Origin of the sequence: Natronococcus sp. CG52 (assembly GCF_023913515.1) — an archaeon.
In the GTDB taxonomy this organism is placed as follows: domain Archaea; phylum Halobacteriota; class Halobacteria; order Halobacteriales; family Natrialbaceae; genus Natronococcus; species Natronococcus zhouii.
Map to the genome: position 1 here is coordinate 3,358,946 of NZ_CP099391.1, position 15,758 is coordinate 3,374,703.

Below are 15,758 nucleotides of genomic sequence, written 5' to 3' on the forward strand. Positions count from 1 at the left end.
AGCGGGTTTCTGAAGGGGCGCGCGAATCGCATCGATCATACGATCGGTTATCGTTCCCTTTCTGTTCGAATCCGCTCACGAGCGCGGTTAGCGTACGCGCGTCCAACGGCGATTATGCGGCGCCACGTGTCCGGCTCGAGTAGGTGTCGAACGCCGAGTACAGCCATCTCGAGCCAGAATCCGAGAGCAATCCCGACCCGCTGCACGGTGATCGAGTAGCGTGCGACAGGAGCCGTAACCAAACCCGCCGTGACCAGTCCGATCAGTCCACCGGCAGCGTACGGCGAGAGCAGCGGGAAGAACTCGAGAGCGGCGGCTAACGGTGCTACAGCTAGTACCGTAGCGCTACCACGACGAACGACCGGTCGAAGCACCTGAGACGGGCGACCGAGCGCGACTACCTGCCGACCGAGCATGATCAACTGCCACCCGGCGAACGAACCGAGCGCCGCGGAAAGAACGAGCACCGCGTCTCGATGGGCATCGCTCGCGAGTACGAAGAAGAGACCCAGCACGATAGCAAGCCCAAAGGTGACCGTCGGTCGATCGGCGGGGGCGCGTTTCACGAGGATCTTCGCTACCAGCAGTAAGGCGATACCGACCCCCACGCCGACGACGACGTCGATTAGATAGTGTACACCGAGTGCAACCCTCGAGAACGAGACTATCGCGATGAGTGCAGCCGCGCCGAGAAAGCGTCTCCGGCGGGAACTGTACGGAAGGACGTAAGCCAGACCGAAGTACACGATCGTCGTGTTGACCGCGTGGCCGCTCGGAAATCCGTATCCGGTTGCGAAGGCGGTGGCTTCGTACACCGGTTGAATAACCCACGGAAGGAGTTCGGGGTCCAGTAACGCGTAGCCCGGCCGGGGGAAGCCGAAGATCTCTTTTAAACCCTTGTACAATCCCATTCCGGCTAACCACGCTCCTGCAACGACGGCGATATCGTCCTGCTTGGGCGTGTTGGACCAATAGAACACGAAGAGGAGCAGGGCCAGAAACCAGATGTCTCCCAGCTGGGTGAGCAGGGCGATGACAACGGCGAGCCATTCGGGGATGAGTTCCCGTATTGGTCCAAACGCGCCGACTCCGCGGGACATATCGGACCCTCTCGTCGCGAGCAAAAAGTGCCTCCGGTCTCGTGATCGGTTCCCCTCGCCACGTGACAGGGAGGGTGAGATTCGGACTCCATCCGTCCGAAGCGATCGTCGTACCAACGACTGGTGACGGGCGGCGAGAACCGCCGCGCTACTCGCCGCTCACGCCTTCGGCGCTCGAATCCGCGAGTTCGTTCCCGCAGACTCGCCGGTGACGATAGACCCAGATCGCGCAGGCGAAGGCGATCACGCCGGCGACGGTGGCGATTCCGAACGCAACTCGATAGCCGGTTTCGCTGTAGACGCGGGCGCCCCCGACGTACTCGCCCGTCCAGTAGGCATCCAGGGCCCAGCCCATCAGCGTCGGGAGCAGCGCCGCACCGAAGAACCCTGCACCGTTGATCGTCCCCGTCGAGATGCCGCTCGCACTGCTGGGGTGGCGTTCCTTGACGATCGGGTAACAGAGCAGGAATGCGCCGAGCAGGGCGCCGGTGAGGAAGAACGCGCTTCCGACGACGACGAGCGGCGGATCACCGGCGACGGCGAGGACGGCGAGACAGACGACGTAACAGAAGCCGCCGGCGACCATCAGTTCGACGCGGCGGCCGAGTCGGTCGGAGAGCCACCCGATCGCCGGCGGACCGAGGATACCGCCGACGCCGCCGATCAGGGTGAAGACCGAGGCGTAGGCCACCGAAACGCCGTAGGTCTGTCGGACGTAGGGAACCCCCCACAGCCCGAACAGCGTCAGGTTGAGGCCGCTGGCACAGAACAGCATGAGGCTCAGGACCCAGACCCAGCGGTCCCGAAGCACCGTCGAGAGGTGCGACTCGAGTTCGGCGTTCGTCAGGGTCGGCTGCGTCGGCACCCCCTCGAGGGGCTCGAGTCCCGCATCCGCGGGGGTGTTCCGAACGAGCGCGAAGACGAGGACGGCCGCGACGAGGCCGACGACGCCGAGCCAGCCGATCGCGGAACGCCAGCCGACCGCGTCGACGGCGACGGCCAGCGGCGTCGTCGAGAGGACGCCGCCGATTCCGGCGACGGCGAAGGTGGCGCCGCTCATGGTCGCGAACTCGTCGGCCCGGTACCAGTTGGCGCAGAACCGCAGGATGCAGACGAAGACGACGCTGCTTCCCAGGCCGACGAGTCCGCGCGCGAGAATCGCCACGAGGTAGCCGTCCGCGAGCGCGAACCAGATCGCGCCGACGCTCATCACCGCCGCGCCGGCCGCCGCCGTCAATCGCGGCCCGATCCGGTCGGCGAGGATCCCCGTCGGAATCTGCATGACGGCATAGACCCAGAAGAACACCGCGTGGAGGGTTCCCAGCTGGGCACCCGTCGTCCCGAAGGCGACCATCAGCTTCTCGGCGAGCACCGCGGAGGAGAGCCGGTGGACGTTGACGAGCAGGAAGACGATCCCCAGCGTCCCCCAGAGGAGCCATCGTCGCCGGAGCGGATCGACCCGGAGTCGCATTCACTCGCAGTTTCCCGGTGACTCCCGAAAGTCTTCGCGAACCGGCAGGGGAGGGACGGGATCCGTCGGTCGGGCCGTGAGCGCGTTCGGCAACGGTACGTCGCTCGAGACCGAACCCCCCAGCTATGCGCGAACTCGACGGCTCGAACGCGGGCGGCCAGTTCCTTCGCACCGCCCTCACGCTGTCCGTCCTCGAGAACCAGCCCGTGCGACTCGAGAACGTCCGCGGCGACCGACCGAACCCCGGGCTCGCCCATCAGCACCTGGCCGTCCTCGAGACGATGGCCGAACTCTGCGACGCGGAGGTATCGGGGACCGAACTCGGCGCGGAGACGATCGAGTTCGATCCGGGGCTCTCGGACGGCGGCGGGAGCGGAAACGGAGACGGGAGCGATTTCGGTACGGCGCGCCTCGAGGGCGGCAGCTACGCCGTCGACATCGGCACCGCAGGGAGCGCGACCCTGCTGTTCGACGCGGTCCTCCCGCTCGCGACGGTGCTCGAGTCGCGGCTGTCGATCACGGTCACCGGCGGGACGGACGTCGAGTGGTCGCCGCCGCTCGATTACGCCGGACACGTGAAACTGCCCTTGCTGGGACGGTACGGACTCGTCGCCTCCTGCGAGGTCGACCGACGCGGGTTCTATCCGGACGGCGGCGGGCGGGTGACGCTCCGGCTCGCGCCGTCGACCCTCGAGCCCCTCGACCTCGCGGAGCGTGGCGACCTCGAGGGCGTCCGGCTCTACTCGACGGAGTCGGCGTCGCTCGCGGACCGGGGCGTGGCACACCGGCAGCTGGAAGGGGCGCTCGAGCGACTCGATGTCGCTGGCCCGAATCGAAACGGTGGGGACGACCTCGAGGTACTCGAGCGCCAGGAGCGAACCGCGGCGAGCCCCTCGCCCGGCTCCGCGCTGGTGATCCGCGTCGATCACGGCACCGGAATCGCCGGCTTCGGCGCCCTCGGCGAACGCGGGAAGCCGGCCGAACGAGTCGGCGAGGACGCCGCGGACGCCGCAAATCGGTTTCTCGAGGGATCGGCACCCGTCGACCCCCACATGGGCGATCAGCTCCTCGTCTCCCTCGCGCTCGCCGGCGGGCGCGTTCGACTCCCGGCCGTGACCGACCACGTCGAGGCGAGTCGCGAGTTGCTCGCGTCGTTCGGGATCGAGACCGTACTCGAGTACGAGCACGAGCGCGACGGCGAAGCGGTCGTCTCGCTCGAGTCGGCACCGCTGCTGTAGCCGCTCGCCGAACGCCACATCGCCACCACTTATAGCGCGCCCGTGCCATCCATCGGGTATGACCGCGACACCGATCACCGTCGAAACGAGCCGGAGGGTCGAGCCGTGAGCGACGTCGTCACCTTCGGCGAGACGATGCTCCGCCTCTCGCCGCCCGACCACCGGCGCCTCGAGGACACCGACGAACTCGAACTCCGCGCCGCCGGAGCCGAGAGCAACGTCGCCATCGCGGCCCAGCGTCTGGGCTCGGCGGACTCGACCTGGACCTCGAAGCTGCCCGACTCGCCGCTCGGTCGGCGCGTCGTCGGCGAACTCAACAGGTACGGCATCGACACGGATATCGTCTGGAGCGACGAGGGGCGCCAGGGAACGTACTACCTCGAACACGGCGGCAAGCCGCGCGGCACGAACGTCATCTACGACCGGGACGACACCGCGATCTCGACCGCCGAAGCCCAGGAGTTCGACGTCGACCTGATCCAGAACGCGGACGTCTTCTTCACGACCGGAATCACGCCCGCGCTCTCGCCGACGCTTCGAGAGACGACGATGAACATGCTCAAGGCGGCCAGACAGGGCGGGACCACCACCGCGTTCGACTTCAACTACCGCCAGAAGCTCTGGTCGCCCGAGGAGGCAAAGCAGACGCTGACGACGCTCTTCGCGGGTATCGACGTGCTCGTGATCGCCGCTCGAGACGCGCAGAACGTCCTCGGGATCGACGGCGACCCGCGACAGCTCGCACACACCCTCGGCTCGCAGTTCGACTTCACCACCGTCGTCGTCACGCGCGGTTCGAAGGGGGCTCTCGCCTGGCACGACAACACGGTCTACGATCACGGCGCCTACGAAACGGAGACCGTCGACCCGATCGGGACGGGCGACGCGTTCACCGGCGCGTTCCTCGCTCGCCGACTCGACGGCGACGACGTGCCGACCGCACTCGAGTACGCCGCGGCGACGGCGGCGCTCAAGCGGACGATTCCCGGCGACGTCGCGCTCGTCACCAGAGAGGAGGTCGAGCAGGTCGTCTCGGAGGACGACGAAGAGATCTCGCGATAATCGGCTTCCGGTGCGAACCCTGTCGACGAACGAATTTCGGATGCCGTAGGTGGCTCAGACAGTTGAATAATTTTACAAATTTCGGTTGTTTGGTGTCAGAATGACGAACGTAACAACCGAATAGACGATTTGACTGGTTTGTCAGAAGGAGTTTAAGGATGTGGTGAACGTCTCCGCGTGTAATGAATCGCGTAACTGCCGTTGCACTCGCGTTCATCGTCACGACGGCGACCCTCTCGGTCGCCGCCGTCGGCGCCGGCGCGAGCGCAGCATCGTCCTCCCAGACTGTCGACGCCCAGTCCGAATCTGACGCGTACGCGGGAACCTACGTGACGTTCGAGGCGTCCGGGAACGCACTCACCGACTACCGCGTCGACGGCGAACCGGTTTTCGAGAACGTGAGCGTCGACGCACAGAGCGACCACCAGAGCGAGGTCGGCGCCGGCGCCGACGTCAGCCTCGCGGCCGTAACCAGCCTCTCGGGTACCGGCCTCCAGCTCGACGCACGGAGCGAGACCCGCGCCGAGGTCAGCACCGACGGCTCCGCGTCGATCAACGCTCACGACACCGAGCGCGGTATTCTGACCGTCCACGCCGGCGAGGAGTCGCAGTACGTCGAACTCGAACTCGCGGGCGAGAGCAACGCCGAAGCCGACGGTGACGACCGCATCGTCGTCGAGAGCGACGACCGGACCGGCGTGTTTGTCGTCGGCGGCGACGGTGACGTGACCGTCAACGACCAGGGCGACGTCACGGCCGAACTCGAGAGCGAGTCGACGCTCGTCTTCCGCTCGTACGGAGACGGCGAGCGCGACGACGACGCCCAGGCCCAGGAAGAGCTGATCGCCGACGGAACGGCGACCGCGGAAGTCTACGTCGACGAGCGCGACGGCGACCGCGTCGCGGACGTCGCGACCTACGGCCAGGATATCGCCGTCGAGACCCACGAGCAGAGCGAGGAGCGCCTCGAGATGACCGTCGAGCGGACCCGGAGCGAGGGAACCGTCGTCATCACGAGCGTCTCCGAAGGCGCCATCGAGGCCGCCGAAACCGCCGAAGACCTCGAGGTGACGATCGACGGCGAGGCCGCCGCGGAGGCGTCCTCCTTCGACGAACTCGAGGGCGGCATCGGCGAGGAGCCGCGGTACATGGTGAGCCAGTCCGGCGAGGCGTCGGCAGCCGCCGACGTGCTCGTCGCGGTGAATCACTTCTCCGAGCGCGAGGTCGCGATCCAGGACGACAGCTCGGCCGATGCAGGCGACGACGCGGACAGCGTCCCCGGATTCGGTACTCTCGCGGCACTCGTCGCGGCGCTCGTCGCCGCCGCCAGCCGCGTCCGGTAACGCTCCTCCGTCGTCTCTTGCCGTAGCCGACTGCCCCGGCCTGCAGAACGTCTTTTTGTCCCACCAGTCTATTCGAGGTATGGTTCACGTCGCGATCGTCGGGGCGTACGGAAGCGCGGGGGTCGCCGCCGCCGACGGACTGCTCGATCGGGCCGGAGCGCTCCCCGAACTCGAACTGACGCTGATCGACGACGGCGATCCCGGCGGCGGGCTCTGCATTCTTCGGGGCTGTATGCCCTCGAAGGAGGTGCTCTCTGCCGGTAAGCACCGCTACCAGGCGCGCCACGACGAGCGACTCGAGGGCGTGCCCGAAGTCGATCCGGAGGCCGTCGTCGCCCGGAAGGACGAACACGTCTCGAGTTTCGCCGAACACCGGCGGGGACACGCCCACGACCTCGCGGAGCGCGAGAACGTCGAATTCGTCCACGACACCGCGCGGTTCGTCGACGACAGGGTGCTCGCCGTCGGTGATCGACGACTCGAACCCGACTACGTCGTCGTCGCGACCGGTTCGACGCTCGACGTGCCCGACCTGCCGGGTATCGACGAGGTCCCGTTCACGGACAGCGCGGGCGTCCTCGACGCGACGACGTTTCCCGACTCGGGGATCGTCATGGGCTTCGGCTACATCGGCCTCGAACTCGCGCCCTACCTGAGCGAGGTCGGCGGCGTCGACCTCGCCGTGATCGAGCACGACGACCACCCGCTCGACGAGATGGAGCCAGCCTACGGCGAGACGATCCTCGACCTCTACCGCGACCACTTCGACATCGAAGTGCTGACGAACACCGACGAGCGACGCCTCGAGCGGACCGACGACGACGGCGTCCGGCTGTACGCCGAGCGCGAGGACGAAGAGCGGGTCCTCGAGGCCGACGAACTCTACTGCTTTACGGGCCGGCGACCGAACCTCGACGGGTTGGGACTCGAGGCGACGCGACTCGAGCCCGGTGAGGGCTGGGTCGGGTCGACGATGCAGGCGGCCGACGACGAGCGGGTCTTCGTGGTGGGAGATGCGAACGGTCGCGAACCGATCCTCCACGTCGCGAAGGAACAGGGCTTTGCGGCCGCCGAGAATATCGTCCGCCACGCTCGCGACGAGGAGTGCGAACCGTACGCCGCCGTCCCGCACCACGTCATCTTCTCCGGACTGGGGTCGTACCCGTTCGCTCGCCTCGGCCACACGCCGGCGACGGCCTCTGCCTCCGACATGGACGCCTTCGTGGTTACCCGCGAGGCCAGTTCCGACGGCGTGTTCGAGACGAAAAATCACCCCGAGGGTCGGGCGACGCTCGTCGTCGACGCCGACAACGGGACCGTGCTGGGCTACCAGGGACTTCACCTGGACGCCGACGTGATGGCGAAAACGATGCAGACCGTAATCGAGATGAAACTCGACGTTCGGGAAGTTCCAAAGCGAGCGTACCACCCGACGACGCCGGAGATTCTCGACGGACTCCTCCGGGAGGCCTGCGAACGCCTCGCCGACGAGCAGGACTGCGTCGGCGACACGGATTCCCGAGATATGGCCCTGTAGCGGCGTGCTATCTCGCACCCAGGAACCTTTATAATTAATCGTGTCCTATATATCTCGATCACCATGAGATCCTTCGACGAAATGAACCGCATGTTCCGCGAGATGGACCGCATGTTCGACCAGTTCCGATCCACGTGGACGGACGAATTCGCAGCACCCGGCTACGGATCCGTTCGACCGATGTTCGAGGGCGGCATCGACGTGAATCCCCTCGAGGCCGAGCCGACGGCGAACCTCGAGGACGAGGGCGACGCCTACGTCTTCGTCATGGACTTGCCCGGCTTCGAGAAGGAAGACGTCGACCTCACCTTCCGCGAGGGCGTGCTGTCGGTACGTGCCACCGCCGACGCCGAGGAGGGGTCGGACGCGTACCGATCCCTCCGCTCGCGCAGGGTCGCAAAGCAGGTCCCCATCCCGAAAGAGATCGTGGCGGACGAAATCACGGCGAGCTACCACAACGGCGTCCTCGAGGTCCGACTCCCGATCGTGGAGGACGAGCGCGACGAGGACGGTCACCGGATCGACATCGAATAGCACTCGAATTCGAGGCCCGCAACGACTTTTTGGAACCCCTGAGCAGCAGTAGTATGAACGGGACCGTTCGACTGGCGACACCGGACGCGGCACCGATCGTCCGAGAGGTCGCCCGCGAGAGCTGGCACGCCGCGTACAACGAGTTTCTGGGCGCCGAACGCGTCGCGAACGCGATTTCGGACTGGTACGCGATCGACGGGCTCGAGGCGTCGATCACCGAGGCGGCCGACCGCGAGGACGCCACCTTCCTGCTGGCCGAACGGAGGGACGACGCGAAACGAGAGAACGACGACGTCGTGGGATTCGTGCACGCCGGCGCAGATGCCGATGATCCCGACGTGGCGAACCTCATCCGACTGTACGTCCGGCCGACGGCGTGGGGCGACGGTGTCGGAACGGCGCTGCTCGAGCGCGTCGAATCCGACCTCCGGAACGCGTGTGATCGGCTCCGACTGGTCGTCCTCGCGGACAACGAGATCGGCGTCTCCTTCTACGAGTCGTCGGGGTTCGAACGGGTCGAGAGTCGCGACTCCGATCTGGGAAACGGACTCGAGGAGTACGTCTACGAGAAATCGTTGTAGCGGACGGGCGTCTGCGGGAACGGCTTAGATCGTGTTGTCCGCCTCTTCCTCGTCGACGACCTCGATACCGCGGTTGTTGACGGCCGCCGGATCGAGTCCGACCTCCTGGAGGAACTGCTTGTACTCCCGTTCGCACTGCTCCGCGTCCTTTTGCTTGTCGCTGGCCCGATCACAGAGTTCGACGAGGTTCTCCGGAACGTCGTTCTGGTAGACGATCCAGTGGTTGATCAGGTCCGAGAGCCGGCGAATCGGGCTGGTGAAGTGGCCGTAGATCTCGAAGTTCAGGGCGTGGTGACCGCCGAACGGGTCGTTCATGTACCTCGCGCGGGGCATCACCTTCATCACCGCCCACTGGATCTTGTCGAGCTGGCGACCGGGCGCCTGCTCGAGGGTAGCGTTGACGGCCTTGCGCGGATCTTCCCACTTGTCGCCGGGGATCGAGACGCCGTCCAGATCCTGGATCTCCCGGAGCGCCTTCGACCACTCGTCGGGGCTCGGCTGCGGGTGGACGCGGTACATCGCCTCGACGCCGCGATCCCACATCAGCGTGTGCGTGACGGCCTTGTTGGCCTTGAGCATGCACTCCTCGATGATCGTGTGGGCGCGGTCGCGAGCCGGATTCAGCACCAGCGAGCCGTCCTCCTTGCGCTGCTCGTGCATCTGGTTGGCGAGTTCGTACACCAGCGCGTTCTCCTCGTGCAGCGGGGCGTCGGGGTCCTCGAGCCGGTTTTCGGCCTGGCTGTAGGTGAGTCGCTCGTCGGACTCGATGACCGACTTGTAGATCTCGATGTTCTCGTAAGAGAGATTCTCCTTGTCGAGGTGCATCTCGACGGTGTGGGCGAGGCGGTCCTCGTTGGGGACGAGCGAGCAGACCGTCTCCGCCAGCACCGGCGGCAGCATGTGGATCGTGTAGCCCGGCAGGTAGACCGTGTTACTCCGCTGGACGGCCTCGTCCCACATCGCCGAATCGGGATGGACGTAGTGGGTGACGTCGGCGATGTGAACCCAAAGTACGAACTCGTCCTCGCGCTCTTCGATCGAGATCGCGTCGTCGAAGTCCTGGGCGTCGATCGGGTCCGTCGTCCAGGTCGTCAGCTCTCGCAGATCCTTCCGCTCGTCGACCTCGTCGGCGATCTCCGCCTGGACGCCCTCCGTTCGTTCCTCGGCTTCCTCGAGGACGTCCTCCGGAAACTCGTCGCGAATTTCGAACTTCTCGAACAACTCCTCGCGCTTGTTCTCGAGGTGGCGTGCGAGGTCCTCGGAGATTTCGACTGGGCCCTGCCCTTCGGCCGTTCCGGCCTGGGCCTGTGCGTCGTCGCTCATACGGAGGGGTACGGACGTGAGGGTGAAAGTCGTGTCGGGATGGGATAGCGGCGGTCGGGAGTCAGGATTCCTCCTCGAGCGGCCCGTAGCGCTCCTCGACGGTCGTCAGGTAGCCGCGGAGAAATGTCGCGTGGTCGGCGCTGCCAGCATCGAGGTCGACGAGCAGCGCCTCGAGGTCCCCTCGAGGATGGTGACAGAGTTCGTTGTAACAGGGTTTACAGAGGTACTCGAACGCCTTGTTCTCGCGATCCCAGCGGTCGCCGTACTTGTCGTACTCGCGGGCCGTCGACCGGGGGACCTCGCCGCCGCAGGCGAGACAGATAACCGACGGATCTCGGTTCCGGGAAGGCCACATAGTAGCGACGAAACCGTGCACATACTTAGCGATTGTCACACCCCTCGTCCGGACGGACTCTCAGCGCGCTCGGTCGGTCACGGGAACGTTCGTTTTATACCGTGACCGGCCGTTCGTCCGGGTATGCAGGTCAAGTCTCGACACCACCTTCGGAGCGACGCCATCTCGGACATCGAGGAGATGCTGTCCGAGCAACTGGGCGTCTCGACGGAGGGCGATACCTACGAGCGCGTCGAGTTCGAGGAGACCGACTGGGAGGTCGTTCTGATCGACGGCGAACCGCGGATCGCGTTCTTCGACGACGAGCCGTTCCTGACCGTCCGGGGAGCGAACGCCTACGATCCCGAAAATCGGCTGGTCACCGTCGACGCCGGCGCCATCTCGTTCGTCAGCGACGGCGCCGACGTGATGCGCCCCGGCATCACCGAGGCCACCGACGACATCTCGCCCGGCGATCTGGTTCTAATCGCCGAGGAATCACACGGGAAGGTGCTCGCCGTCGGTCGCGCTCGCGTCGAGGGTTCGGAGATGGCCGGCGACGAGGGGAAGGTCGTCGACTCGCTGCACCACGTCGGCGACGAATTGTACGAGTTCGCCGGCTGAGGTTCATCAATCTCCGCTATCATTTTGGTCAATGAACTAATAGTATAGCACGTGTTCCCCGAGACGATCGAAACGGAGTCTCTGGTCCTAAGTCAGTTGTCCGAGGCGCACGTCAACGTGTTCGAACTGTACGATCTCTTCGCAGCGGGACACGATAGTGTAGCGGACGTGTTCGAGTACGTCCCGCAGGAACCGTACGCGTCGGTCAAGGACGCTCGAGACCAGCTGGAGGAGGCAGCGGCGTCGTGGGACGACGGCGACGCCGCCCAGTACGCCGTCTACACGGCTGACGGCTCACTCGCAGGCTACACGGGACTCTTCCTAGAGTGGGACCGCCGGACCGGACGGATCGGGTTCATCCTCGGGAAGTCTCACTGGGGGAACGGCTACGCGGGCGAGTGCGCAACGGCGTTGACCGACCTCGCGTTCGACCGGCTCGACCTCGACCTGGTGGCTATCGGCTACGAGGAGGGGAACGAGCGATCGGAACGGGCGATCGAGCGGTTCATCGACGCCGTCGGCGGGCAGTACGACGGCGTCTTGCGAAACTGGACGCCGATCGGGACCGAGATAGCGGACCACCATCGCTACACCGTCACTCGGGAGCAGTACGAGCGCTCACTGGCGGAACGGTAGCGGAAGGGACGGGACCGCGCGCAGCAACCGCTCGGCGGTGAACACCCGGCTCAGTCTTCGATCCCGGCTGGTGCGGGATACGACTGGTCTCGCGCGGCGACCGTCTCCGCCGTGAACTCGATGAGACGGTACCGCTCGGCGTCGAGACCGACGAACATCTCGGGCCACTCGTCGCGGCGTTCGCCGAGGTACTTCTCCAGCAGTCGCTCGGCCCGTTCCTCGTCGTACGGCTCGAGCGACGCCGTTCCGCGCATTCCGACGTGTTCGACCCGTCCCGTCGTCGGCTCGAAGTCGAGGATCGCGAGCGCGGTTTCCGGATCCCGTTCGACCCGTTCGGGGTACGAGCGACCCCGAAGCTGGGCGATGATCCAGACCGCGCCGTCCTCCCAGCGGAACCAGAGCGGCGACACTCGAGGACCCTTCGCCGACCGCTGTGCCAGAAAACAGAACAGCGGGCGAGCGAGAAAGGTCTCGAGGTCGACTGCGAGCGTGTTCTCGATCACTCTCATGTACCCGAAAGAGAGCTGTCGATAGGTGATAACTATTCGTCCGTCCTTCCACTCCGTTACGCAGATCGGCGCACTGGACGGCAGTATTTTTCAGCTCCGAAAGGGAGTTAGAGTACGATAGGACCGCGCTGGGTGATCGGTTCCCCGAGAGGTCTGCCCGTGATGACCGCGAAGGTGGCGTCGCTCGTCACCGCTACCGGAATCGTATCCGAGTCGACCGACTCCCGCTCTTGACCGTCTCGTGCCGCGAGCGCTCCTTGCTCGATCGTCCCGGACGGAATCGTGACTTCACCCTCGACCACGTAGAGTACCGCACTCCACCCGCCCTCGACGGCCCACTCGTAGGTCGTGCCCGCCTCGGCCTCGACGACCTCGTAGTGCACGTCGGTCCGGAGATCCAGCGGCGATCCCTCGCCCACGACGGTCGTCACCCGCATTCCGTCACGAGAGTCGACCGGTAACTGTTCTCTCTCGGCGTCGCGGTAGTCCGGACCCATCTCCTTGTCGTCGCGGGGGAGATTGATCCACAGCTGGAGGCCGCGTGCCGGCTCGTCGGTCCCCGGCAGCTCGGCGTGCCGGAGGCCGCTGGCCGTGCGCATCCGCATGGCACCGCCGGCCTTCGCCGTCTTCGAGATCCCGGTACTGTCCGTGTGCTCGAGCGCACCCTCGAGCACGTAGGTGATGATCTCGAAACCGCGGTGTTCGTGCTCGGGGACGCCGCCCTCTCCGACGGAGAACTCGTCGAGGAGAACGAAGGGGTCGAAGTGGTCGCGCTTCGCGGCCGGGAACGCCCGGTTGACCCGGGCGCCGACGCCTTCCCTCCCCTGACGAGCGGAGTAGATCGTAAACGTGGACACGGCGGGGATACGACGGAGAGCGGAATAGGTGTTTGGCGACGACGGCGTCAGGACGGTGCCGATGGGTTCGTCGTGCCGCGTGCTGGTCCGGGACCGTCTCGATCACTCCGCGGCTTCGTCCAGCGAGTCCTCCTCGTAGGCGTCCGCGTACCGGGCCAGCGTATCCTCGTAGCCCTGGACCGCGAGGTCGTACGTCTCCTGCAGGTCGGCGATCGGCGTCGCCGTCGCGTCGACGCGCAGGTCGTTGTACGGCGGCGTCACGTCGTTCGTTTCGGTCGTTTCGACGACGACGGCCGCGCTCTGGATCGGCAGCTCCTCGCGCTTGTCGCCGCCCTCGCGGTGGCCCGCGGCCAGCGCCTCGATCAGCCGCTTCGCGAGCGGGTCAGCCCCGTTTTCGTCCCGCGGACTCCCGCTCGTGTCGTCGGTCGTCCCGCGGACGGCGTTCGCCTCGTAGGTCGACGCAGTTTCCTCGAGTACCGACTCGCCCGTCAGCAGGTTGCCCGCGACCGTGTAGTGGTCGCCCTCGCGGTGGCCGTACCAGCCACGGCACTCCTCGCCGGAGAAGGTGAACGTCGCGTCGGCGTCGACGCCGTGGAGTTGACGCTGGGGCGCGTCGCCGTCGGCGTTGAGCAGGGCCTCGAGGGCGTCGTCGACCGCCAGTCCGTCGTCGACGTACTCGATTCCGCGCCGACCGAGATCGACGTTGACCAGGCTCTGGGTCGCGACGGCGCCGTTCTCGCTGGCGAACGGACAGAGCGTTCCGACGCCCGGCAGCCGCGTCGTGACGGCGACGCCGAAGCGGTCGTGGGTCTCGCCGTCCGTCGTCTCGTACGTTTCGTGAACGCAGATGCTGAACGTCATACGTGAGGGCACAGACTAAGCCGGCAAAAAACGGTGCCTCTCGGCAGATCAGTACACGCGAGTGTCGCTCGTCTCGTTGCCCCCTTCGTCGACGACGGTGAGACGAATCTCCTCGGGTTCGTCGTCCGAGCGGAGGTCGTGCTCGCCCGACGCGCTCGACCCGCCGACGCTCGAGGTTTCGCTGTCGACGACGGCCCCATCGGCGGCGACCAGTTCGCTCGTCACCGACTCGAGAGCGCCGTCGTCGTCGGAGACCGCCCAGTCGACGTCCGCGCGGTACCATCGGCCGCCGGTCCTGGTGGAGACCGTGAACTCGTCGATGTCGGGATCCGACTCCGGATCGGACCCGTCGTCATCGTCGCCGCCGTTGCTCTCGAGGCCGAGCGCCTCGGCGACGTTCAATCGACCTGCGCCCTGCTCTTCGTCGGCGAGCCCGACGTCGTCCGCGGTGTCTTTCAGTTGCGCCCGGACATCATCGGAAGCAGTGCCTGCGGCGATGAGCGTCGCGGCCGCGCCGGCGACGTGCGGCGACGACATCGAGGTGCCGGAGAACTCGTCGTAGTCGTCCCGGGGGATGCTCGAGAGCACGTCGACGCCGGGTGCCGCGAGGTCGACCTCGGGCCCGGTCGAGGAGAAGTCCGCCAGTTCGTCGTTCTCGTCGGTCGCCGACACGGCGATGACCTCGTCGTAGGCGGCCGGGTAGCCGACGCAGTCGGTACAGGGGCCGTCGTTGCCGGCGGCGGCGACGATGACGACGCCGCGCTGGTCGGCATACTGGACCGCGTCCCGGACGACGTCGGAGTCGGTGTCCGAGCCGAGACTCATGTTCTGGACGTCGTGGCCCTGGTCGGCGGACCACTGGATCCCCGCCGCGATGTCGTCGAACGTCCCCCCACCGTCGCACTGCAGGACCTTTACCGCGTGCAGCGTCGCGTCGGGTGCGACGCCCAAGACGCCGACGCCGTTGTTCGCTGCACCGGCGGTCCCGGCGACGTGAGTGCCGTGGTCGTTGTCGTCGTCCCACTCCTCGAGACACTCGTCGATGTCGTTTCCGCCGCCGAACGGGCCCCCGCCGCAGTCCGTCGTACATGCAGCATCCGCCGCCGCGTACCCGTCGCCGAGGTTCTCCTCGAGGGTCTCGTTCTGGGCGTCGATCCCCGTGTCGATGATCGCGACGCTGACGCCGTCGCCCGTCTCACCCTCGTCGATGGCGACGTCGGCCTCGACTTTCCCGATACCGTAGGGCGTTTCCTGCTGGAGCGCCCACATCAGTCCGTTTCGTTCGACGTACCGGACGTTCGGGTTGTTCCGGAGGTTCGCGACGGCAGCGTCCGAGAATCGACCGGCGACCGCTCGTCCGATCTCGCCGAAGTCCAGTTCGCGACGAACCGATTCGGCGGCCCGGTGGGCCTGCTCGAGACCGCGGTCGGGATCGACACCGACGACGTACTCGGCTTCGTCAGTCTCTCTCGCCGATGTCTGTCCGGCCAGCGCCGTTCCGGCGACGCCGGCACCGACGCCCTGTAGAATCGTTCGACGTGAAACGGTATCCTTTGGCATGATTTTTCAAACCACGAAATAAAGCAGAATTCGTTACTATAAATATTTCCTGTGTGTTCTCTGTAATAGAATGATCAACGGAATGGGGAGAATAGCGTACAGGCCCCGCTCGGGCGCTGTCGTCCGGTACCGTATCCGAGGTTCTGTCTGACGTAAGAACTATACTGGCGGCCGCGGAGGATAACGCC

16 protein-coding genes are annotated in these 15,758 nt (G+C 66.1%); 8 read left to right on the forward strand and 8 right to left on the reverse strand.

Features of this window, described 5'->3' with window-relative positions; translation table 11 throughout:
* Nucleotides 1–47: 47 nt before the first annotated feature.
* Both NED97_RS16790 and NED97_RS16795 read right to left on the reverse strand, forming a co-directional pair.
* Nucleotides 48–1,100 carry a phosphatase PAP2 family protein gene (locus NED97_RS16790; protein ID WP_252488166.1) on the reverse strand — a complete coding sequence of 351 codons (1,053 nt, stop codon included), beginning with the start codon at nt 1,098–1,100 and terminating at the stop codon, nt 48–50.
* A gap of 148 nt (nt 1,101–1,248) precedes the next feature.
* Nucleotides 1,249–2,571 (reverse strand): MFS transporter, encoded by a 1,323-nt coding sequence (locus tag NED97_RS16795; RefSeq protein ID WP_252488167.1) that lies wholly within the window; start codon nt 2,569–2,571, stop codon nt 1,249–1,251.
* A 125-nt stretch (nt 2,572–2,696) separates the two neighbouring features.
* Here NED97_RS16795 and rtcA point away from each other — a divergent pair, with 125 nt between their 5' ends.
* The 6 genes from rtcA (at nt 2,697) to NED97_RS16825 (ending at nt 8,866) form a co-directional block, all read left to right on the forward strand.
* Nucleotides 2,697–3,809 (forward strand): RNA 3'-terminal phosphate cyclase, encoded by a 1,113-nt coding sequence (gene rtcA, locus NED97_RS16800; RefSeq protein ID WP_252488168.1) that lies wholly within the window; start codon nt 2,697–2,699, stop codon nt 3,807–3,809.
* Between the two features lie 105 nt (nt 3,810–3,914).
* Nucleotides 3,915–4,871, forward strand: coding sequence for a bifunctional 2-dehydro-3-deoxygluconokinase/2-dehydro-3-deoxygalactonokinase (gene kdgK1 / locus NED97_RS16805; protein WP_252488169.1), 957 nt, complete (start codon nt 3,915–3,917; stop codon nt 4,869–4,871).
* 182 nt (nt 4,872–5,053) lie between these two features.
* On the forward strand, nt 5,054–6,214 hold the full coding sequence (locus NED97_RS16810) for a hypothetical protein (RefSeq protein WP_252488170.1): 1,161 nt from the start codon (nt 5,054–5,056) through the stop codon (nt 6,212–6,214).
* A gap of 79 nt (nt 6,215–6,293) precedes the next feature.
* Nucleotides 6,294–7,751 carry a dihydrolipoyl dehydrogenase family protein gene (locus NED97_RS16815; protein WP_252488171.1) on the forward strand — a complete coding sequence of 486 codons (1,458 nt, stop codon included), beginning with the start codon at nt 6,294–6,296 and terminating at the stop codon, nt 7,749–7,751.
* A gap of 63 nt (nt 7,752–7,814) precedes the next feature.
* Nucleotides 7,815–8,285 carry an Hsp20/alpha crystallin family protein gene (locus tag NED97_RS16820; protein ID WP_252488172.1) on the forward strand — a complete coding sequence of 157 codons (471 nt, stop codon included), beginning with the start codon at nt 7,815–7,817 and terminating at the stop codon, nt 8,283–8,285.
* Nucleotides 8,286–8,338: 53 nt separating this feature from the next.
* Nucleotides 8,339–8,866, forward strand: coding sequence for a GNAT family N-acetyltransferase (locus tag NED97_RS16825; RefSeq protein ID WP_252488173.1), 528 nt, complete (start codon nt 8,339–8,341; stop codon nt 8,864–8,866).
* Between the two features lie 24 nt (nt 8,867–8,890).
* On the opposite strand, the gene NED97_RS16830 is transcribed toward NED97_RS16825, so the two are convergent.
* Nucleotides 8,891–10,189, reverse strand: coding sequence for an RNB domain-containing ribonuclease (locus NED97_RS16830; RefSeq protein WP_252488174.1), 1,299 nt, complete (start codon nt 10,187–10,189; stop codon nt 8,891–8,893).
* 61 nt (nt 10,190–10,250) lie between these two features.
* Nucleotides 10,251–10,544, reverse strand: a complete 294-nt coding sequence (locus NED97_RS16835; RefSeq protein ID WP_252488175.1) for a DUF7562 family protein — start codon at nt 10,542–10,544, stop codon at nt 10,251–10,253.
* A gap of 123 nt (nt 10,545–10,667) precedes the next feature.
* Between NED97_RS16835 and NED97_RS16840 the strand changes: the two genes are divergently transcribed.
* Nucleotides 10,668–11,147 carry an RNA-binding protein gene (locus NED97_RS16840; RefSeq protein ID WP_252488176.1) on the forward strand — a complete coding sequence of 160 codons (480 nt, stop codon included), beginning with the start codon at nt 10,668–10,670 and terminating at the stop codon, nt 11,145–11,147.
* 96 nt (nt 11,148–11,243) lie between these two features.
* Nucleotides 11,244–11,783, forward strand: coding sequence for a GNAT family N-acetyltransferase (locus NED97_RS16845; RefSeq protein WP_252488177.1), 540 nt, complete (start codon nt 11,244–11,246; stop codon nt 11,781–11,783).
* A gap of 50 nt (nt 11,784–11,833) precedes the next feature.
* Here NED97_RS16845 and NED97_RS16850 read toward each other — a convergent pair whose 3' ends face one another.
* From NED97_RS16850 to NED97_RS16865, 4 genes are all read right to left on the reverse strand, one after another.
* Entirely contained in the window at nt 11,834–12,292 is a 459-nt protein-coding gene (locus tag NED97_RS16850) for a pyridoxamine 5'-phosphate oxidase family protein (RefSeq protein ID WP_252488178.1), read from the reverse strand.
* Between the two features lie 107 nt (nt 12,293–12,399).
* Nucleotides 12,400–13,149 carry a pirin family protein gene (locus tag NED97_RS16855; RefSeq protein WP_252488179.1) on the reverse strand — a complete coding sequence of 250 codons (750 nt, stop codon included), beginning with the start codon at nt 13,147–13,149 and terminating at the stop codon, nt 12,400–12,402.
* 102 nt (nt 13,150–13,251) lie between these two features.
* Nucleotides 13,252–14,010, reverse strand: a complete 759-nt coding sequence (locus NED97_RS16860) for a DUF1028 domain-containing protein (protein ID WP_252488180.1) — start codon at nt 14,008–14,010, stop codon at nt 13,252–13,254.
* Between the two features lie 48 nt (nt 14,011–14,058).
* Nucleotides 14,059–15,570, reverse strand: a complete 1,512-nt coding sequence (locus tag NED97_RS16865) for a S8 family peptidase (protein ID WP_252488181.1) — start codon at nt 15,568–15,570, stop codon at nt 14,059–14,061.
* Nucleotides 15,571–15,758: the final 188 nt, after the last annotated feature.